This is a genomic window from Acidisoma sp. PAMC 29798 (assembly GCF_030252425.1).
Lineage (GTDB): Bacteria > Pseudomonadota > Alphaproteobacteria > Acetobacterales > Acetobacteraceae > Acidisoma > Acidisoma cladoniae.
In genome coordinates this window covers 4,070,318-4,088,050 of sequence record NZ_CP126994.1, presented here as the reverse complement: position 1 = coordinate 4,088,050, position 17,733 = coordinate 4,070,318, and the positions used below count along the sequence as shown (strand labels likewise).

The window sequence follows — 17,733 nt, the reverse complement described above, 5'->3', positions numbered from 1 at the left end:
TCTTCCCAAGGACGTAGGCGCCTTTGTGGCACGCAGGGATCGTTGCGACCATTTCCGGGGCGAGGAGTCCGACGACCCGGTGCGGAGTGCTGAGATCAGGGACGCCCTGTCGCAGAATTGCCGCGGAACGGACGCGGAGCTTGCGCGCCTCCTAGGCCGCTACACAGGCAGCTCCGTTATCCGAAGACAGCTGGAAGGCTACGATAGGCACATCGAGGATCTTGCCCCCCGCCAAAGATGAAATAGCAAGCGTCCCTCCTTCACAGGTCTCAATCCGCTAACGATCACTCGAAATGTGCAACGATACCGCCGCTCCCGAGCGGCGGCCCACTCCGGCCCGCAGACAGCGTCAGCTTCGGCAGCGGGCTTGCTATCGGCGTCGGCGACCTGACGGCGGAGACGCTTGTTGTCAACGGCGGCCTGATCGTCGTGGGCAATCTGGCGATCGGTGCCGACGCAACTATCGCCGCCGGCGGTACCCTTCAGTTCACCATATCGAGCTGTCATCGCATGACGTGATCCCAGCGGAGGGGCTGGAGGTGGAGACCTTCCTCGATTCCGGCAACCGGGGCGCCTTCGCGAATGGCGGGGATGCGGTCCAGCTCCATCCGGTCTTTCAGCCTTCCCATGGGAAGACCATGGATATCGGCCTCATCTGGTATGCTTTGGGCTACGCGCCGCTCCGTGTGGTGGGTTCTGAGGTCGATCGCGCGCGCGCATCCGTGTCGGTTCTGTCTGCACGTGTCGGGCGTCGGCGTGAAACAGCGCGCTAGGCTCGGTCGTTTGCGAGCCCGAACGACCACTGCCCGCGAGGCTCAGGACTCATTGATCATAGCCAGAAGATGACGGCGGCGGCGATGCAAACGGGATGGTCGCCGCTCGTCCCGTCACACGGTGCAGGCGGATACGCAGGCGGCGCGCTTTACACGGCGATGGGAGGCACCATCTTCGAGTGGAGGGGCTGGTGCTACGGAAAAGTCCGGTATTATGTATCAACCGCCACAAGCGGAATTTGGCTTGTACTTTTGGGCGGATCCTGCGAGGAAGAGTGACGTTTGGTTCTCTCGCACTGGGTCGTCATGGCGCAGCATTTCCTGCTTTCTGCCGCTGCGCGCTCGCTGAGTGCGGCTAAAATCATGCGCATGTCCGAGCAGGGCGTTGAGAACGTCTTCCTGCGCCTGCGTTGGCCTGAGACAGATGGTAAACCCGCCTGCCCGGCATGCGGTTGCCTGATCTGCTACGCGGCCCGGCGACCGACGGGTCAGCTGCGTTGGCGTTGCAAGGCGTGTCGGGAGGATTTCTCGATCACGTCTGGAACTTTGTTCGCCTGGCATAAGCTGCCGCTGCGGACCTATCTGCTCGCTGTCGCGACCTTCTGCAATGAGGTCAAGGGAAAGAGCATGCTCGCATTCGCCCGCGAGCTCGACGTTCAATACAAGACGGCGTTTGTCTTGGCCCATAAGCTGCGCGAGGCCATGGCCTCGAGCGTAAAAGGGCTGAGGATCGGCGGCGAGAACCGAGAGGCCGAGATCGATGGCGCCTATTTCGGCGGCCATGTTCGGCCGGAGAACCTGGCGACCGATCGGATCGACCGCCGGCTCGCCGAGAACCGGTCGGGCAAGCGGCAGGTGGTCGTGGTGATGCGCGAGCGCGGTGGCCGCTCCGTGGCGCAGGTGTTTCCGGCCGAGGAGGCCGCCTTGGACGCTATCCGCCTGCGCATCATCAAAGGCACTACCCTTCATGCCGATGAGAGCCCCGCCTGGAACAAGCTGCACGCCAGCTTCGCCATGCAACGGGTCAACCACCAGGAGGGCTACAGCGTCGATGGTGCCTGCATCAACGGAGCCGAGGCCTATTTCTCCCGCCTGCGCCGCGGCGAAGCCGGTCATCACCATCACATCGCCGGGCCGTATTTGCCCCGCTACGCACAGGAGGCAGCCTGGCGCGAGGATCTCCGTCGCGTCAGCAACGGCGAGCAGACCCATGGTGTCATTGGCCTGGCGATGCGGTGCAGACCGTCGATCGATTTCTCGGGCTACTGGCAGCGGGCGCAAGTCGCCTAGATCACCCGCCATCCGACGACACCCTCGATCGTAGCGCGCTCGATCGTCTCCTTCGCTCGGTTGAGCGAGGCAAGAAGCGTTTTCTGGATCAACGCGCGGTCGCGGTCATCCGTGAGCGCGATGTTCTTCATCGCCATGATGCGATCAGCGAGTTCGCGCGTCGCCACCGGCTGGGCTGCGTCCCGCAGCACGTCGTAGATCAGCCGCAATGATTCACCAGGGCGGAACCAGGCCCTCTGCCCTCTTTGTCGCCCGGGGCGAGCCTCCTCTAACCGGAGACTCGGATCAAACAGACGCAGAACTCCCTCGAGATGCGACAGACCAGTGCGATGCTCGACCAACTGCCGCTCCAGACGCTCTATCATTCCGATGACTTCGGCCTGTTTGTCACGCAACGCGCCAATCACATCCTGCTCGACCATCCCCGCCCACTCCTGTATCGGCTATCAGGATGGTAAACGATGCACTTCAACATCTAAACGGACCAGTGGTGGCGGTTGATACATAATACCGGAAAAGTCCCGATCACCCCCTTCCCCGAAACTTTGATGGATTGAGACGCCAATGCGCATGGCCTTGCTTCTGCCTCTGTTGGCGCTCCTGGCGTCTTGCAAGGCCGTGTCTCCCTCCCCGCAGCGCGCGTCTTTTGTGCCCCCGCCACCCTCCCCACCGGCGGACAACGCGCCCATATGCGCGCGGCCGGACGAGGTTGCGGCCTTCCGCAAGGTGGCTCTACAGACCGAACTCATGCAGACCGCATTGTCCTGTCACGGGGATGCCAAATACGGGACCTTCGTCACGACCTACAAGGCCGATCTCGTGGCGCAACGCGACATCCTCGCCGGGTTTTTCAAGCGCGCCTATGGCGCTAGGTCCCAGAGCGCGTTTGACGGCTATATGACGCAACTCGCCAATGCACAGTCACAGCAAAATTTGAAGTCAGGAGAGTTGTATTGCGGCTTTGGGGACGAGGTGCTGGACCACGCGCAGAGCTTGAAGACCCAGAAAGCCTTGGACGACTACGCCGCCCAGGTGCCGGTCCAACAATCCTTGAACGTCCAGGCCTGCGGTTCCCCATCCGCGCCCCCCGAGATGCCGCCTGTTGTGAAGAAGAGTCGCCGCGTGCGGAAGCACAAAACCTAGCGGCGCTTTTCGGTCAGGCTGCTTGGTATTCTGGCCATCGCAAAGCCGCGCGCGACCTGGCAGAGCAATTCGTGGCCACCATGGAGCGGCTGGTCGACCGCGTGTCGCTGGAACGGCGAGCGGATTGGCTCGTGCTGGCGGCGCGTTTGGTGCTGCTGCGGTCGCGCCTCTTGTTCCCCGCCAGTCCGGAAGCGGCGATCGCGGCGGAGCAGGACGCCGCTGCCGAAGTGCTCGGCTTGAGGCGATGGTCTTTGTGCGGGCAGCCGCGGCCTGGCTGAGGGCGTGGCCGCAATTCGGGACCCACGTCTTCGGCCGGACCGCCGCCACGGCGCCGTCGCGGGAGGGTAGCTACGTCGCCCTGATGGAAGCCTGTCTGGTCGTGCTGCGGGGCCGGGGAGGGCGGACGGAAGAGTCACCCGTCTATCGGCCGGTTGCGCAGGATCTTTGGCGCGTTTCGGACGCGCTGGCGCGGATCAGGACGGTCTTGGCGGAGCACCCGGAGGGCGGTGAACTGAGCGCGTTCCTGCCGGTGATCTCGGCTGACGTCGCAAACCGGGAGCTCAGAGCGCGGGCCGCAGTCGCCAGCACGCTGCTCGCCGGACTTGAGCTGGCGCGGGAACGAGCAGGAGGAGGATTATGGGCCGATGCGGCTTCTTGTCAAACAAGCGGCAGAGGTCAGCGGGAAAGGTGATGTTCAGATGGTGTGACCGTGCTACCCCCGCTTCCTCTGACGCATAAGGCCCCATAGACAAGCCGCGCTAGAGAGGTGGCAAATCCTACCGTCTGTTGTACGATTCTTCCATGGCCAGAACTGATCTCCTAGTTTCTCTAGTGCGAGCAGGCGCCTCCGGGGACCGGACAACTCCGGTCGAGCGTCGAGGCCCTGGTGGCTGATGAGCGCCAAGAGCCATCACTCTGTAGCAGACAGGCTAGAGGGTGTTATGAACCTGCGGCGATGGCTGCGGCTTGTCTAAGCATGAGACAAGCAAAGGCTACGATGTGCAGGCTGGCCAGCGTTGTTGCGTATCGCTCATAGTCCTTGACGAGCCTTCGGCAGCGCGTCGCCCAGGCGAATGAGCGCTCCACGACCCAGCGTCGTGGCAATAGGACGAAGCCGCGCTTGGCTTCGGAGAGCTTGATCACCTCCAATGCCATGCCTTCTGCCTGCGCCGCAGCTGCAGGCTTGGGTCCGGTGTAGCCCTGGTCAACGTAAGCCAGTTCGACGGTTTGCCCCGTCGCTTCCTGCACGGCCTGAGCCAAACGACCGACTTCGGCACGGTCATCGACGTTGGCAGGCGTCACGTGCAGCGTCAGCATGTGGCCCAGCGTATCAACGGCGAGATGCAGCTTGGAGCCCTTCTTGCGCTTGGCGCCGTCATAGGCTGCCCGCGTTCCGCTCTCCGGCGTCGACCGCAGCGTGCGGCTGTCAAAGATCGCCGCTGTCGGCTCGGCATAGCGCCCGGCCGCCATCCGCAGCACAGCGCGGAGATCCTGCGCCAACGCCTCGAAGCACTCCGCCGCCATCCAACGCTGCGTCTGCTGATAGACTGCCGCCCATGGTGGCAGGTCATTCGGTTCTGTCAGTCCTCGCGTCACGACGGGAAGTTTGGATGCCTTCATTAAACGGGTAAACTGAGCGTTGGACGATAGTAGGGGCGCCGGGAATGGATTGCGTTGGCTGTGGCTCGTCGGCGGTAAATGAACGGGGAGGTCACGGCACGAGGCTACCGGCGATACCGATGCCGCGATTGCGGACGGCAGTTCAACGAGCGCAGCGGTGGGGTGCTGAACCGGGCCTGCCTGCCGAGCGACATCATCGCCTTCGTGGTGTTCTGCCGGCTGCGCTACCGGCTGACGCTACGGGATCTGAGTGAGATTATGGCGCTGCGCGGGATCGAGATAAGCCACGAGACCGTCCGCGACTGGGAGGTGAAGCTGTTGCCTATCATGGGTGACGCGCTGCGCAAGCGGCGTCACGGGACCGGTCGCGCAGCCGGCGTCAGCTGGTATGTTGACGAAACCTATCTGAAGGTCCGCGGCCGGTGGTGCTACCTCTACCGGGCAATCGACCGGGACGGAAACTTGATCGACGCGATGCTGAGCGAGCATCGCGACATGCAGGCGGCCAAGGCCTTCTTCCGCTCAGCCCGGGCGACCATGGGCATTCGGCCGGATCTGGTTATGACAGACGGTCATGGCTCCTACCCGAGAGCGATCCGCATCGTGCTGGGCAAGACCGTGCAGCACCGGACCAGTGTCTATCTGAATAATCGCCTTGAACAGGACCATCGCGGGATCAAAGGCAGGATCCGATGTATGCGGGGCTTCAAAAGCCACGAGGCTGCCGATCGCTTCTGCCGAGAACATGGGGAACTCCGCAATCTTGTTCGCCTTCGTCGCCGTCACAACCAGATCGTCTCCGCCTCTCTCCGCCGCGCCCGCTTCGCCAAAGCAACCTCCATTGCGCTCAACATCATGCAGAACGCGTAGATCCTCGTGCGTGCCGCGTAGAACTTCAGAATGCCGGCGCGACACCTGACAGAACCGTCTTGCCCAGCACAGTGCGGATCGCTCTCGGGTAGGAGCCATGACCGTCTGTCGTAACCAGATCCGGCCGAATGCCCATGGTCGCCCGGGCCGAGCGGAAGAAGGCCTTGGCCGCCTGCATGTCGCGATGCTCGCTCAGCATCGCGTCGATCAAGTTTCCGTCCCGGTCGATTGCCCGGTAGAGGTAGCACCACCGGCCGCGGACTTTCAGATAGGTTTCGTCAACATACCAGCTGACGCCGGCTGCGCGCCGGGTCCCGTGACGCCGTTTGCGCAGCGCGTTACCCATGATGGGCAACAGCTTCACCTCCCAGTCGCGGACGGTCTCGTGGCTTATCTCGATCCCGCGCAGCGCCATAATCTCGCTCAGGTCCCGCAGCGTCAGCCGGTAGCGCAGCCGGCAGAACACCACGAAGGCGATGATGTCGCTCGGCAGGCAGGCCCGGTTCAGCACCCACCGCTGCGCTCGTTGAACTGCCGTCCGCAATCGCGGCATCGGTATCGCCGGTAGCCTCGTGCCGTGACCTCCCGGCGTTCATTTACCGCCGACGAGCCACAGCCAACGCAATCCATCCCGGCGCCCCTACTATCGTCCAACGCTCAGTTTACCCGTTTGGTGAAGGCATCCAAACCTTCCCGTCGTGGCGCGAGGACTGACAGAACCGGCCTTGGGCTTCGCTCGTGCCTTGGCCAGCATGGCCCTGATCTCGGCGCCTCGTTCGCCGGCGGCGACCAGAACACCGCCGGCGTCGCCTTCGCGGTCGGGTTGCACTGACCGCCTGCCGATCCCTGGCGTAGACCAGGGCAGGCTCATCCGGTGATTTGCCCGGCTTCGGCCGGGCTTTTTTTGCTTGCAGGGAAGGGGTTGCGCGCCTGTAGTTTTTAGACTACAATTATGACTGTGATCGAGCTAAAACAAACCGAGACCTTCATCAAATGGGAAGGCCGCCTTCGCGACAAGCGGGCTAAGACCATGATTGCGGCTCGGCTAGCCCGCCTGGCGCACGGCCTGCCAGGTGATGTGGAGTCTGTGGGGGAGGGCGTTAGCGAGCTGCGCATCCACTACGGCCCCGGTTACCGGGTCTATTTCCAGCAGCGCGGTGCTGTCCTGATCGTGCTGCTCTGTGGCGGGGACAAGAAAACGCAGGCCAGGGACATCGTAACGGCCAAGAAGCTCGCCAACGAATGGAGTGATACCGATGGCTGAAAAACTGACGACTTACGATCCAGCGGCGGCACTGGTCGATGATGAGGAAATTGCCGCCTTCATGGCCGACGCCTTCGAAAGTGGAGACGCCGGCTACATTGCGAACGCACTTGGCATCGTCGCGCGGGCGAAGGGTATGACGCAGATTGCCAGTCAAACCGGCCTGTCGCGCGAACAGCTCTACCGTTCGTTTAGTGAGGCTGGCAATCCAACGCTCAAGACCACGCTTTCGGTCATGAAAGCTCTTGGCATTGACCTGACGGCTAAGCCGCACAATCGGCAAGATGCCTCGGCATGACCAAACTGGTTCAATTCGAAATCGAAGAACAGTGCGGCACAGACCACACAAAGATTCGGGCATAGACCATGATCGATTCAAGCATCATTGGGGTAAAAAACCTCAAGGATGGAGACAATATCGGGGACTTCTTCAACAGATTCTATAAGAGTGATCTTGCACGGGATTTTGGGGTCTATCGTCTGTCGCTGCATGTTCTTCGAGAAGAAATCCAAAAGCACATCGTAGAACACGGCCTTTCGGCGCTGTTCTACAACACCATCACTTGCGACGAAATAATGCACCCGGGGCCTCACACCGACCAAATCGAAGCAATCGTTCTAGCGATTATGCAGAAGTTGGATGGAGTGAGACACCTGCTTGTCATCGATCCATATTTCTATGACGACAATCCAACATCATTGGCACTGCTTGAGAAGATTGTGGCCTCGATGGCAAGCCGGCTGGAGAGGGTCACGATCATCACCAACGGCTCGCGAGCAAACAAGCGCGGAGCGATGCACAGCGTTTTCCAGAAGGTGGTGCCGCTGATCCAGATCAAGGACAGTATCTCGGATGAGTTTCATGATCGATACTGGATCAGTATTGACAATGCGAAAGGCGTCATTTCCGGCACGTCCCTCAATGGGATAGGAAAGAAAATCTCCATGATCGACTACGCCACATACGCAGATCCGATGGAAATTCTTCGCCTTGCGGCGCATCTACTATAGGCGGTTCTGTCAGGTGTCGCGCCGGCATTCTGAAGTTCTACGCGGCACGCACGAGGATCTACGCGTTCTGCATGATGTTGAGCGCAATGGAGGTTGCTTTGGCGAAGCGGGCGCGGCGGAGAGAGGCGGAGACGATCTGGTTGTGACGACGGCGCGGGCGAAGAAGATTGCGGAGTTCCCCGTGTTCTCGGCAGAAGCGCTCGGCAGCCTCGTGGCTTTTGAAGCCCCGCATACATCGGATCCTGCCTTTGATCCCGCGATGGTCCTGTTCAAGGCGATTATTCAGATAGGCACTGGTCCGGTGCTGCACGGTCTTGCCCAGCACGATGCGGATCGCTCTCGGGTAGGAGCCATGACCGTCTGTCGTAACCCGGTCCGGCCGAATGCCCATGGTCGCCCGCGCCGAGCGGAAGAAGGCCTTGGCCGCCTGCATGTCGCGATGCTCGCTCAGCATCGCGTCGATCAAGTTTCCGTCCCGGTCGATTGCCCGGTAGAGGTAGCACCACCGGCCGCGGACCTTCAGATAGGTTTCGTCAACATACCAGCTGACGCCGGCTGCGCGCCGGGTCCCGTGACGCCGTTTGCGCAGCGCGTTACCCATGATGGGCAACAGCTTCACCTCCCAGTCGCGGACGGTCTCGTGGCTTATCTCGATCCCGCGCAGCGCCATAATCTCGCTCAGGTCCCGCAGCGTCAGCCGGTAGCGCAGCCGGCAGAACACCACGAAGGCGATGATGTCGCTCGGCAGGCAGGCCCGGTTCAGCACCCACCGCTGCGCTCGTTGAACTGCCGTCCGCAATCGCGGCATCGGTATCGCCGGTAGCCTCGTGCCGTGACCTCCCCGTTCATTTACCGCCGACGAGCCACAGCCAACGCAATCCATTCCCGGCGCCCCTACTATCGTCCAACGCTCAGTTTACCCGTTTGGTGAAGGCATCCAAACCTTCCCGTCGTGGCGCGAGGACTGACAGAACCGAATGAACGGTTCAAGGAGAAGACGCTATTCGGTCAACTGTGGACACGTCTCGTCGTCGGCAACGTGGTGGTAGATCACGAGTAAGCGTCGGCCAATGGCCGCGGTCGTAGCGGTTTGATCGGGTTCAGCGTTGAACTATGGTTTCCATCGCCATGGCAGAAGCTCATAGATCCTGTGGATAGGATGGTCGGCGATCCTTCCGATGATATTGGTTAAATAGGTCTGAGGGTTGATGCCGTTCATCTTGGCCGTCTCGACGATCGTGTACATGCAGGCGGCGCGCTGTCCGCCAGCGTCAGAGCCGCAGAACAGGTAATTCTTTCTTCCGAGGACGGGAGGTTTCATGGCGCGTTCAGCGGCGTTATTGCTGATCTCGAGCCTGCCATCCGTGACGTAGCGGGTCAGCGCTTTCCAGCGTGACAGGGTGTAGCGGATTGCCTCGGCGAGAGAGCTCTTGCCGCTGATCCGGAGGAGCTCTTTTTCGAGGAATTGCTTGAGATGCTCCAACAGTGGCTCGGCGTGTTCTCGCCTTGCGAAGGCGCGCTGGTCGGGCGGCTTTCCGCGGATGTGCCCTTCGACGGCGAACAAAGCCGCGATCCGGTGAAGAGCTTCAAGGGCGATCGGCGACCCCGTTTGATGGTGCACGTCGTAGAAGCACCGCCGGGCGTGGCTCCAGCATGCGACCTCGACCAGCGGGGCATCACCCAGTGCGGTCGTCGGCTTGTAGAACCGGGTAAATCCGCTGTAGCCGTCGGCATGCAGGAACCCACGATAGGAGCCCAGCAACGCTTCCACATGGACGCCCTTCCGGTCTGCCGAGTAGCGGTAGAATGCCGCGGGCGGCACATCCGATCCCCAGGGCCGCTCGTCCCGCACCGCGACCCAGAGCCGTCCCGTCCTGGTCTTGCCCAGACCCGGCGAGAGCACCGGAACCGTGGTGTCATCGGCATGGACAGCGACGCCCGCACGGACATGACGACCGATGGCTTCGGCAAGAGGCGCCAGCAGGAACAACGCCTGGCCTATCCAGTCGGCGAGTGTCGAGCGGTCCAGTTCCACCCCTTCACGGAGGCTGATCCCCGCCTGGCGGTGCAGTGGGATGTGGTCGCAGTATTTCGACACGACGACATGGGTGATCAGTCCCGGGGGAGCGGAAAAATCCTGGTCAGACTGACGTAGGGTCAGGGAAGATCGCTTCTTTCTGCGACATAGGAGGGCGGTCATGGAATGGGTGGTCAAGCTCGAGGCAAAGACGGGCTGGGGCGACGTGGAGACGATTGAAGTCGGCAGGCTCGAACGGCGGGTTGTCGGGCTGAGAGCGGAGGAGATCGGCCTGACCCTGGCCGAGGGCAAGGATCTGCTTGGTGAGCTCGCGCGCCGTATCCTGCAAACCCAGATTTAAGAGTTCTCCACCTGCGCCCGCGTGTGCGGCGACTGTATGAAGCTCAGACGGCGGCGGGATAGCCGGACCCGCAAGATCCAGACCCTGTTCGGAACCATTGCCGTTGACGCGCCTCGTATCAGCGTGTGCCCGTGCAGGAACAATTGGGGCTTTGTCGATGTCTCCCAGTCGCCGCTGGCGGAGCTTCTGCTGGACCGGTGCACGCCTGAGCTTCGGCAGCTACAGGGTGAGTTGAGCGTCCGGCACTCCTACCGCGAGGCGGCTCGGCTGCTGAACACCTTTTTGCCCTGCGATCCGGTGAGCCACGCGACCGTGCGCAACCGAACGCATCGTGTCGCGGCTGATCTTGAACAGAAGGCGATCGCGCTCCCGAATTCGGAACCGGAAAGCGATCCGGCAGCTGAACTCTTGGTCTTGATCGACGGAGCGGATATTCGGGCAGCCCATGGCTATCAATCGCGACACCTCGACGTCACCTTTGGCAAGATCGAGGTGACGGGCAAACCGCCGCGGCGGTTTGCCCTCGCACCCAAGGGTGCGCCGTCGCCACTCGCGACATTGCGCCAGGCGCTTCACGAGCAGGGATGGCGGCCCGGTCGCGCCATCACGGTCCTTAGCGACGGTGAGGCGGCGCTTCCTGGTCTTGTCCGTGCGGCAGTTGGGGAGCCGGTCACCTGTATTTTGGATTGGTGGCACATCTCCATGCGCGTGCAGCACATCCAGCAAGCCTTGCGAGGAATCGATGCTCTCGACCCTCAACACAGAGCGGGGTTGGAGATGGTTGAATGGAGAATTGGACGCCTTCGCCATCTTATCTGGAACGGATATCACGAGGAGGCACACGACGAGTTATTCGGGGTGCGCCACACCGCGTCAGAGGTTGCGTATCTGAATGGTGAGAGATTCAGACCTGCTGTCGCTAGGCTACTCTGGAACTGCGATGATCTACGCCGCTACCTGGCGAACAACACCGGGTCACTCATCGATTATGGCGCGCGCTACCGCTCCAAGCTGCCGATCTCAACGTCTCGGGCCGAGGGTTGCGTTGACGAAATCGCCAATGCTCGCATGGCGAAGAAGCAGCGGATGAGGTGGTCGCCCCAGGGCGCTCATCGGATTGCCATCGTCCGCGCCGCGGTGTTGGATGGCCGACTGAAATCGGAAGTGAGCGGGCTTCTGGCCGCCTGATCGACCAGGATTTTTCCGCTCCCTCGAGAGAGTCGCGCATATCGTAATTAATCGCATTATCGTTCCATGGTAGTGTGGTCGACGCCTGCAGCTTACTTGGTCCGTCGTAGTTTTTGATGATGAGGGGTTGCGCAACGCCCCCAGAATGTATCTGAATCAATACGGGATCTTGCATCCATAAATTGAATTGGCCTAAAACAGGCTCCAACGGGATGTTGTCTCAATGCCGAATTAAATAGCAAGAGCGTTATCATTTGTCCGCCCGTCATATCCCGTGGCGCGGTGATAATATTACTCACTCTGATACATTATGGCTAATAGTGTAACACCCAGACCCCTCATCTCCCGGAAAACCACCCCGAAACGTCGTTTTCCCTGGTACCCGCTTGCCGAATGCGTTACACTTCTCGGGTGATCATGCCCAAACAGCACAAAACGCCGCGGCCAACCCCCATCCAGCTGCTGCTCTTTGCGGAGAAAGCCGCCCTCGTCCGCATCCAACCCGAGCGGAACATGCAGAGGTTCTACCGCATGGAAGTTTCCCGCGATCTCTTCGGTCGGGCCGTGCTGGTCCGCCACTGGGGAAGGCTCGGCACGCGCGGCCGCCAACGTCTCGACCCCTACCCCGATCCCGGCGCCGCTATCAACGCGCTGGCCGCGATCCTGCGGGCCAAGCGCCGCCGTGTCTACCAGGACCGTCGGTCATGACCCGCAAGCCGATCGCGATAGCCACTGAGACCGCTCAAGAGAAAGGCAGCGGTGGCCCGCCCCTCACCCCGCCAGGGCGCAGGAGCCGCGTGTCCTGGACAAAGCATTCCCGCTGGGAAGCCAGTTTGCTATAGGGTGGCCCTATGGCGTTTTCGACCAGCAGTCCACGCGTCAACGGCACACCTCTCGTTTCAAATCGTTCCGGGGAGTTTTCGGTTCAAAAGTCTTGCGCGGCAAAGATGCACGAAAGCACTGATCGTCGGGGTTGAGCGAGCTGTTGCCATCGTCGCGATCCCATGAACCAAGGCCGGTAATGGTTCCTCCAGGGAAAGATACGCCAGGGGCAGACCGTCGAGAGAAGCCTGGTTCTTCGGACGGGCATTTGCGAGGCTGAATCCGTCACCGCGTGCGACGACGCTGCGCACAACATCAATGTAAGGAAACCGTCCGACAAGGTCAGGCGTGACGCCGACATGTGCGAATAGCATCATGAAATAATCGCGGCTCAAGGGGAGGTCGAGAAGAATGAACGGATCCTCCGCAAGCTTTGCCAAAGACACCGTTTTACGCTTCGCGAGAGGGTGCTTGGCAGATACATACGCGAAAGGCGGCAGTTCGCCGAGCGGCATGAACTCGATGTCGCGCGGAACCGCCATATTATAGGTCAGGACGAGCGACAAGGCGCCACTTCGAAGACCCGCGAACAACTCCTCCTGATTACCGGCGACGGCGTTGACGCGCGCCGCAGGATAGCGATCGGTGAAATAATGCAGCAAGTCTGGGATCATCAGAGGGTAGAGAGTCGATAGGCAACCGATCTCTATTTGCCCGGAGACGCGGGACGAAATCTCCCCCGCCGCGCCCTCCAGCGCTTCCGCCTGCGCAAGAAGTGCACGCGATTCGAGCATAAAACGCTGCCCTGCCGCCGTAAGAGACAGACCCTGGGCGTGATGGCGGATGAAGAGTTGAATGCCGAACACCTCTTCCAAGGCGCTGATGGCGGTCGACACGGAGGGCTGAGAAATCCGGCACCGCGCGGCCGCGAGGGTGATGCTGCTCGTCTCAGCGGCGGCCACAAAATAGGCGATTTGCTTCAGCGTGAAGTGCATTGAGGTCTTCCGTTCGTGCATAGAATATAGCTAACTCGATCAACTAAAATAGATAATTTATTAAATCAGTCGGACCTGCCACCCTATACGCGATGACGTATTCGAACAGTCGGAGGCATCGGAGCGCGGTTACCGAAGGTCTCACGAATCCGGCAGGTCACGCGTCGTTTGATATGGATCGATACCGGCGCGACGAGGGAGCGAGGCGGTCCGCTTTAGGAGTACGTATGCCAACAGAACAGATCGACACTCTCGTCGTGGGCGCCGGACAGGCCGGCGTCGCCCTCAGCGAACACCTGACGCGGAGTGGCGTGTCTCACATCGTGCTTGAGAAGGATCGGATCGCCGAACGCTGGCGCACAGGCCGATGGGATTCGCTCGCGGCCAACGGGCCAGCCTGGCACGATCGCTTCCCGAACATGGAATTCCCGGTGACCGGTCCGGACGGTTTCGCGCCCAAGGACGAGGTCGCGACCTATTTCGAGACCTATGCCCAGCGCTTCAACGCGCCTATTCGTTGCGGCGTGGCGGTGACGCGGGTCACGCGGTTGAGTGGTCGCGCGGGCTTTCTGGTTGAGACCTCGGCGGGGCTCATGGAAGCGCAGCGGGTGGTGGCGGCGACGGGGCCGTTTCAACGTCCCGTCATTCCGGCGCTCATCCCGGAACGCGAGGGCCTTCAGCAGCTCCATTCCAGCGCCTACTACAATCCCGCTCAGTTGGCAGACGGTGCGGTGCTGGTTGTCGGCAGTGGCTCCTCGGGTGTTCAAATCGCCGAAGAAATCGCCCTCGCGGGCCGGCGCGTCTATCTTTCGGTGGGGCCGCATGACCGTCCGCCACGGTCGTATCGTGGGCGCGATTTCGTCTGGTGGCTCGGCGTTTTGGGGAAATGGGATGCGGCGCCGAAAGCGCGTGGCACCGAGCATGTGACCATCGCCGTGAGCGGGGCGCGGGGCGGTGAGACGATCGATTTTCGCAATCTGGCCGCGAAGGGCATCACGCTGGTGGGCCGTACCGAGGCTTGCACCGATGGCGTGCTCCGCTTCGCTTCGGATCTCGCCGCAACCATCGCTCGCGGCGACGCGAACTACCTGACACTTCTCGACGAGGCGGATGCCTATGTCGCCCGAAACGGGCTCGATTTGCCGGAACAGCCGGACGCACGCCGCTTTCTGCCGGACCCCGACTGCGTGCGCGATCCGCTGCGCCAGCTGGATCTGGCAGCCGCCGAAGTTGGCACGGTCATCTGGGCGACTGGCTACGCACTCGATTTCAGCTGGCTGCAGGTCGATGCCTTCGATGAGGCCGGGCTGCCGATGCACCAGCGCGGCGTTGCCCCGGAGCGCGGGATCTATTTCCTCGGCTTACCTTGGCTCTCGGGGCGAGGGTCGAGCTTCATCTGGGGCGTGTGGCAGGATGCGCGGCACATTGCCGAGCATATCGTCATCCAGCGGAGCTATCTCGATTACCAGCCGCAGGTGGCTCGCGACCTGCTCGTGACCGATTCTTTGCCGGGAAAAACCACATGACGACGCATAAACGAATCCGCACCTTCAATACGAAGAAGACCTACCCAGAGCAGAATCTCGATAATGATCTGTGTCAGGTCGTGGTCGCGCGGGGGACAACGGTCTTCGTGCGCGGCCAGATCGGCCAGGATCTCGATACGTCGAAAAATGTCGGCGTGGGCGATGTCGAGGCGCAGGCCGAGCAGGCCATGAAGAATATCGACATGCTGCTGCGCGAGGCCGGTTCGGAACTCTCCCATATCTGCAAGATTTCCATCTATCTGGTTGATCCGCGCTATCGCGAGCCGGTGTACCGCGCGGTCGGCAAGTGGCTGAAAGGGGTCTACCCGGTTTCGACCGGTCTGGTCATTTCCGCTCTCGCGCGACCGGAGTGGCTCGTTGAGATCGATGTCACCGCCGTCATCCCCGACGAGCGCGCTGATGCATGAATCGCGGTCTCAGATCGACTGTTGGGGGAGAATTTCAGTGACCGGCTCTGCTAAGTCCGATCACACCGCCCTGGCTGACAATGCTCTCGCGGCACGGAGCCGGATCGCGGAGATGACACCGCAGGAGAAGACCGATCTGCTGTCGGGCTTCGGTATGTGGAAGACTGCGCGGCTGGAGCGATTTGGGGTCGAGCCGATCGTGATGACGGACGGCACCTACGGCGTTCGCTACTCCATGTCGCAGATCGACGGCGACCAGCGCGGCGGTGCCGATCTCGACGACTTCCTGGCCATTGTGGCGCAGCGCGCGAGCGACGTTGCCATCGCCTGGGGCGAGATGAAGCCCGCGACCTGCTTCCCGAATGGCTCGGCCATGGGATGCAGTTGGGATGTCCCGCTAATGGAGCGCCTGGGCGAACTGCTCGGCCGCGAATGCCGCGCGATGGGCGTTCATATGCTGCTCGGTCCCGGGATCAATATCCGCCGGATACCGCTCGCCGGGCGGTCTTATGAATATTATTCCGAGGATCCGCTGCTGACCGGCAAGCTGGCGTCGGCCGTCATCCGTGGATTGCAGGACCAGGGCGTCGGCGCCTCCCTCAAGCATTTCGCCTGCAACAATTCGGAGATCGAAAGAACGACGATGGATAGCATCGTCGACGAACGCGCGCTGCGTGAGATCTACCTCAGGGGCTTCGAGATCGCGGTCAAGGACTCCGATCCCTGGACGGTGATGTCGTCCTACAACCGTCTGAATGGTGTGCAGACGTCGCAGGACCGCTGGCTTCTGACGACGGTGCTTCGGGACGACTGGGGCTACGAAGGCGTGGTGATCGCGGATTGGAACGGCATCAAGGATCGCGCCGCCTCTCTCGTCGCCGGCAACGAACTCGATATGCCCGAAAGCCCCCGGCGCAAGGGCGATCTTCTTGCCGCGCTCGAAGCGGGTGACATTCCCAAGGATGTTGTGGATCGGGCCTGCGCGCGCGTGCTGGAGCTCATTGCACGCGGACATGCCGGGCAGGCGCGTCCCGTCACCGCCGTGGATGCCGTGGCGCATCACGCCGAGGCCCGCGCGATGGCTGCTGCCGCGATGGTGCTGCTGAAGAACGAGGGCGTTCTGCCCATCGGGCCGGATGTCCGGCGGATCCTCGTCGTCGGCCGCGATGCGGCGGTGCCGGTGATCCAGGGCTCCGGCTGCGCGACGACGACGCCGACGCAGGTGGACCAGCCGATTGGCGAACTGCGTGCGGTGCTCGGTCACACCGTCGAGGTTCTCCTGCATCCCGCATTGACCGAGGAGACACTGGCGCTCTGCAGCCAGGTGGACCTCGTTATCGTCTTCACGTCGACCGAAGGCGCCTATGACGGCGAGGGCTCCGACCGCACGACGCTGGCGCTCGGGCCTGACCAGGATGATATGATAGCGACGCTTGCCGCAACAGGCGCACGAATGGCCGTTGTGATCGCCTGCCCCGATGCCGTCGTGATGCCCTGGGCCGAGGATGTCGGTGCCATCATCACCACCTTCTATGCGGGCCAGGCCATGGGTGGGGCGGTTGCGGATGTGTTGAGCGGTCGCGTCAATCCGTCGGGCAAGCTTTCAGTGAGCTTCCCGCGCAGCCTGGGCGATGTGCCCGGCTTCCTGACCTATCCCGGCGAGCGCGGCCGACACGTCTATTCCGACGGCATCCATGTCGGCTATCGCGGCTATGACCAGCGCGGCTGCGCGCCTCTTTTTCCCTTCGGCCATGGTCTGACCTATACCCAATTCCGGTATTCGGACCTGGCACTGTCCGACACGGCGCTGGGGAAGACCGGCCGCATCCAGGTATCTTTCACGCTCGAAAATACCGGGGACATCGCGGGCGCCGAGGTGGCGCAGCTCTATCTGCGGGCGAAAGGCGTGCGCCTGCGCCGCTCGCCTTTAGAACTGAAGGGGTTCGCCAAGATCCCTCTTGAGCCGGGCGAGCGCCGGGGCATCGTGCTGGATCTTGCCGGCCACGACCTCACTGTGTGGGATCCCGACCGGCAGGACTGGGTCATCGAAGCGGAAGAGGCCGAGATCGTCATCGCGGCCTCTTCGCGCGATCTCAGGCTCGCCGCACCGCTGAGCTTGCGCCCCTCGGTGCTATCCTGGCCGCGGGTGCAAACCGATACACAGCCAGTCTACGTCCTCGGCAATCCGATTGCGCGCCCGATCCTGCGGCAGGAATTCGCGCAATGGGCGGGCATTTCCGAGGCGGATGCCGACAAAGTCCTCGAACACTGCGCGAATTCCTTCATCGGGATTTTCCCGACGCTGGAGCGCCGCCTCCGCATGACCGTCCCAGAAGATCGCGCGCGCCATATTCTTGGACGAATCAATGCCGCCATGGATGCGGCCGAGCAGAGTTTGGCCAAACCCTGACCATTCAACAGAGAG

At 61.9% G+C, this 17,733-nt stretch carries 20 protein-coding genes and 1 pseudogene; 14 read left to right on the top strand and 7 right to left on the bottom strand.

Annotated features, from left to right (window positions below; translation table 11 throughout):
- Positions 1-515 precede the first annotated feature (515 nt).
- Together QP803_RS19670 and QP803_RS19665 are read left to right on the top strand one after the other, a co-directional pair.
- Positions 516-773: a hypothetical protein gene (locus QP803_RS19670; protein ID WP_284945158.1), complete on the top strand. Its 258-nt coding sequence runs from the start codon at positions 516-518 to the stop codon at positions 771-773.
- 306 nt (positions 774-1,079) lie between these two features.
- The gene (locus QP803_RS19665; RefSeq protein ID WP_284947971.1) at positions 1,080-2,063 is read left to right on the top strand and encodes an IS1595 family transposase; all 984 of its coding nucleotides are present in this window, start codon (positions 1,080-1,082) and stop codon (positions 2,061-2,063) included.
- On the opposite strand, the gene QP803_RS19660 is transcribed toward QP803_RS19665, so the two are convergent.
- Positions 2,060-2,485 carry a hypothetical protein gene (locus QP803_RS19660; protein WP_284945156.1) on the bottom strand — a complete coding sequence of 142 codons (426 nt, stop codon included), beginning with the start codon at positions 2,483-2,485 and terminating at the stop codon, positions 2,060-2,062. The two genes, QP803_RS19665 and QP803_RS19660, sit on opposite strands and share 4 nt — an antisense overlap.
- Positions 2,486-2,633: 148 nt before the next feature.
- Here QP803_RS19660 and QP803_RS19655 point away from each other — a divergent pair, with 148 nt between their 5' ends.
- Together QP803_RS19655 and QP803_RS19650 are read left to right on the top strand one after the other, a co-directional pair.
- Positions 2,634-3,206: a hypothetical protein gene (locus QP803_RS19655; protein ID WP_284945155.1), complete on the top strand. Its 573-nt coding sequence runs from the start codon at positions 2,634-2,636 to the stop codon at positions 3,204-3,206.
- A gap of 71 nt (positions 3,207-3,277) precedes the next feature.
- Complete coding sequence (locus QP803_RS19650; RefSeq protein ID WP_284945154.1) at positions 3,278-3,484, top strand: hypothetical protein; 207 nt, start codon at positions 3,278-3,280, stop codon at positions 3,482-3,484.
- Positions 3,485-4,145: 661 nt separating this feature from the next.
- Here the strand turns inward: QP803_RS19650 and QP803_RS19645 are convergent.
- Positions 4,146-4,781: pseudogene (locus tag QP803_RS19645) on the bottom strand (IS5 family transposase); the annotation flags it as partial.
- A 123-nt stretch (positions 4,782-4,904) separates the two neighbouring features.
- Here QP803_RS19645 and QP803_RS19640 point away from each other — a divergent pair.
- A complete protein-coding gene (locus tag QP803_RS19640; RefSeq protein ID WP_284945153.1) occupies positions 4,905-5,696 on the top strand; it encodes an IS6 family transposase in 792 nt (263 codons plus the stop codon).
- 25 nt (positions 5,697-5,721) lie between these two features.
- Here the strand turns inward: QP803_RS19640 and QP803_RS19635 are convergent, their stop codons facing one another.
- A complete protein-coding gene (locus tag QP803_RS19635) occupies positions 5,722-6,207 on the bottom strand; it encodes an IS6 family transposase (protein WP_284945152.1) in 486 nt (161 codons plus the stop codon).
- 441 nt (positions 6,208-6,648) lie between these two features.
- Here QP803_RS19635 and QP803_RS19630 point away from each other — a divergent pair, with 441 nt between their 5' ends.
- The 3 genes from QP803_RS19630 to QP803_RS19620 all read left to right on the top strand — a co-directional run bounded on the left by QP803_RS19630 (position 6,649) and on the right by QP803_RS19620 (position 7,971).
- A complete protein-coding gene (locus QP803_RS19630; RefSeq protein ID WP_350356044.1) occupies positions 6,649-6,960 on the top strand; it encodes a type II toxin-antitoxin system RelE/ParE family toxin in 312 nt (103 codons plus the stop codon).
- Positions 6,953-7,258: an addiction module antidote protein gene (locus QP803_RS19625; protein ID WP_284945151.1), complete on the top strand. Its 306-nt coding sequence runs from the start codon at positions 6,953-6,955 to the stop codon at positions 7,256-7,258. Before QP803_RS19630 ends, QP803_RS19625 begins: the two co-directional genes overlap by 8 nt.
- 68 nt (positions 7,259-7,326) lie before the next feature.
- Entirely contained in the window at positions 7,327-7,971 is a 645-nt protein-coding gene (locus QP803_RS19620; RefSeq protein WP_284945150.1) for a hypothetical protein, read from the top strand.
- A 58-nt stretch (positions 7,972-8,029) separates the two neighbouring features.
- Here QP803_RS19620 and QP803_RS19615 read toward each other — a convergent pair whose 3' ends face one another.
- The 3 genes from QP803_RS19615 to tnpC form a co-directional block, all read right to left on the bottom strand.
- Positions 8,030-8,737, bottom strand: coding sequence for an IS6 family transposase (locus tag QP803_RS19615; protein WP_284945149.1), 708 nt, complete (start codon positions 8,735-8,737; stop codon positions 8,030-8,032).
- A complete protein-coding gene (locus QP803_RS24195) occupies positions 8,731-8,820 on the bottom strand; it encodes an IS1/IS1595 family N-terminal zinc-binding domain-containing protein (RefSeq protein WP_434082871.1) in 90 nt (29 codons plus the stop codon). Before QP803_RS24195 ends, QP803_RS19615 begins: the two co-directional genes overlap by 7 nt.
- A gap of 262 nt (positions 8,821-9,082) precedes the next feature.
- Positions 9,083-10,171, bottom strand: coding sequence for an IS66 family transposase (tnpC, locus tag QP803_RS19610; protein ID WP_284945148.1), 1,089 nt, complete (start codon positions 10,169-10,171; stop codon positions 9,083-9,085).
- Between tnpC and QP803_RS19605 the strand changes: the two genes are divergently transcribed.
- The 3 genes from QP803_RS19605 (at position 10,170) to QP803_RS19595 (ending at position 12,245) form a co-directional block, all read left to right on the top strand.
- Positions 10,170-10,349, top strand: coding sequence for a hypothetical protein (locus QP803_RS19605; protein ID WP_284945147.1), 180 nt, complete (start codon positions 10,170-10,172; stop codon positions 10,347-10,349). The two genes, tnpC and QP803_RS19605, sit on opposite strands and share 2 nt — an antisense overlap.
- A 21-nt stretch (positions 10,350-10,370) precedes the next feature.
- Positions 10,371-11,537 (top strand): ISKra4 family transposase, encoded by a 1,167-nt coding sequence (locus tag QP803_RS19600; protein ID WP_284945146.1) that lies wholly within the window; start codon positions 10,371-10,373, stop codon positions 11,535-11,537.
- A gap of 393 nt (positions 11,538-11,930) precedes the next feature.
- Complete coding sequence (locus QP803_RS19595; RefSeq protein WP_284945145.1) at positions 11,931-12,245, top strand: WGR domain-containing protein; 315 nt, start codon at positions 11,931-11,933, stop codon at positions 12,243-12,245.
- Between the two features lie 191 nt (positions 12,246-12,436).
- On the opposite strand, the gene QP803_RS19590 is transcribed toward QP803_RS19595, so the two are convergent.
- Positions 12,437-13,354: a LysR family transcriptional regulator gene (locus QP803_RS19590; protein ID WP_284945143.1), complete on the bottom strand. Its 918-nt coding sequence runs from the start codon at positions 13,352-13,354 to the stop codon at positions 12,437-12,439.
- A 227-nt stretch (positions 13,355-13,581) separates the two neighbouring features.
- Here QP803_RS19590 and QP803_RS19585 point away from each other — a divergent pair, with 227 nt between their 5' ends.
- Genes QP803_RS19585 through QP803_RS19575 form a run of 3 tightly spaced genes read left to right on the top strand, consistent with a single transcriptional unit; the run spans position 13,582 to position 17,718 of the window.
- Positions 13,582-14,880, top strand: a complete 1,299-nt coding sequence (locus tag QP803_RS19585) for a flavin-containing monooxygenase (RefSeq protein WP_284945142.1) — start codon at positions 13,582-13,584, stop codon at positions 14,878-14,880.
- Positions 14,877-15,308 carry a RidA family protein gene (locus QP803_RS19580; RefSeq protein ID WP_284945141.1) on the top strand — a complete coding sequence of 144 codons (432 nt, stop codon included), beginning with the start codon at positions 14,877-14,879 and terminating at the stop codon, positions 15,306-15,308. The genes QP803_RS19585 and QP803_RS19580 overlap by 4 nt, the downstream gene beginning before the upstream one ends.
- A 37-nt stretch (positions 15,309-15,345) precedes the next feature.
- Positions 15,346-17,718, top strand: a complete 2,373-nt coding sequence (locus tag QP803_RS19575) for a beta-glucosidase (RefSeq protein ID WP_284945140.1) — start codon at positions 15,346-15,348, stop codon at positions 17,716-17,718.
- The last annotated feature ends 15 nt before the right edge of the window (positions 17,719-17,733 follow it).

Coding starts and splice junctions, on each gene's coding strand:
- QP803_RS19665 (WP_284947971.1), top strand. CDS start 1,080: ATGGCGCAGCATTTCCTGCTTTCTGCCGCTGCGCGCTCGCTGAGTGCG.
- QP803_RS19660 (WP_284945156.1), bottom strand. CDS start 2,485: ATGGTCGAGCAGGATGTGATTGGCGCGTTGCGTGACAAACAGGCCGAA.
- QP803_RS19655 (WP_284945155.1), top strand. CDS start 2,634: ATGGCCTTGCTTCTGCCTCTGTTGGCGCTCCTGGCGTCTTGCAAGGCC.
- QP803_RS19640 (WP_284945153.1), top strand. CDS start 4,905: ATGAACGGGGAGGTCACGGCACGAGGCTACCGGCGATACCGATGCCGC.
- QP803_RS19630 (WP_350356044.1), top strand. CDS start 6,649: ATGACTGTGATCGAGCTAAAACAAACCGAGACCTTCATCAAATGGGAA.
- QP803_RS19625 (WP_284945151.1), top strand. CDS start 6,953: ATGGCTGAAAAACTGACGACTTACGATCCAGCGGCGGCACTGGTCGAT.
- QP803_RS19620 (WP_284945150.1), top strand. CDS start 7,327: ATGATCGATTCAAGCATCATTGGGGTAAAAAACCTCAAGGATGGAGAC.
- QP803_RS24195 (WP_434082871.1), bottom strand. CDS start 8,820: ATGAACGGGGAGGTCACGGCACGAGGCTACCGGCGATACCGATGCCGC.
- QP803_RS19605 (WP_284945147.1), top strand. CDS start 10,170: ATGGAATGGGTGGTCAAGCTCGAGGCAAAGACGGGCTGGGGCGACGTG.
- tnpC (WP_284945148.1), bottom strand. CDS start 10,171: ATGACCGCCCTCCTATGTCGCAGAAAGAAGCGATCTTCCCTGACCCTA.
- QP803_RS19595 (WP_284945145.1), top strand. CDS start 11,931: ATGCGTTACACTTCTCGGGTGATCATGCCCAAACAGCACAAAACGCCG.
- QP803_RS19590 (WP_284945143.1), bottom strand. CDS start 13,354: ATGCACTTCACGCTGAAGCAAATCGCCTATTTTGTGGCCGCCGCTGAG.
- QP803_RS19585 (WP_284945142.1), top strand. CDS start 13,582: ATGCCAACAGAACAGATCGACACTCTCGTCGTGGGCGCCGGACAGGCC.
- QP803_RS19580 (WP_284945141.1), top strand. CDS start 14,877: ATGACGACGCATAAACGAATCCGCACCTTCAATACGAAGAAGACCTAC.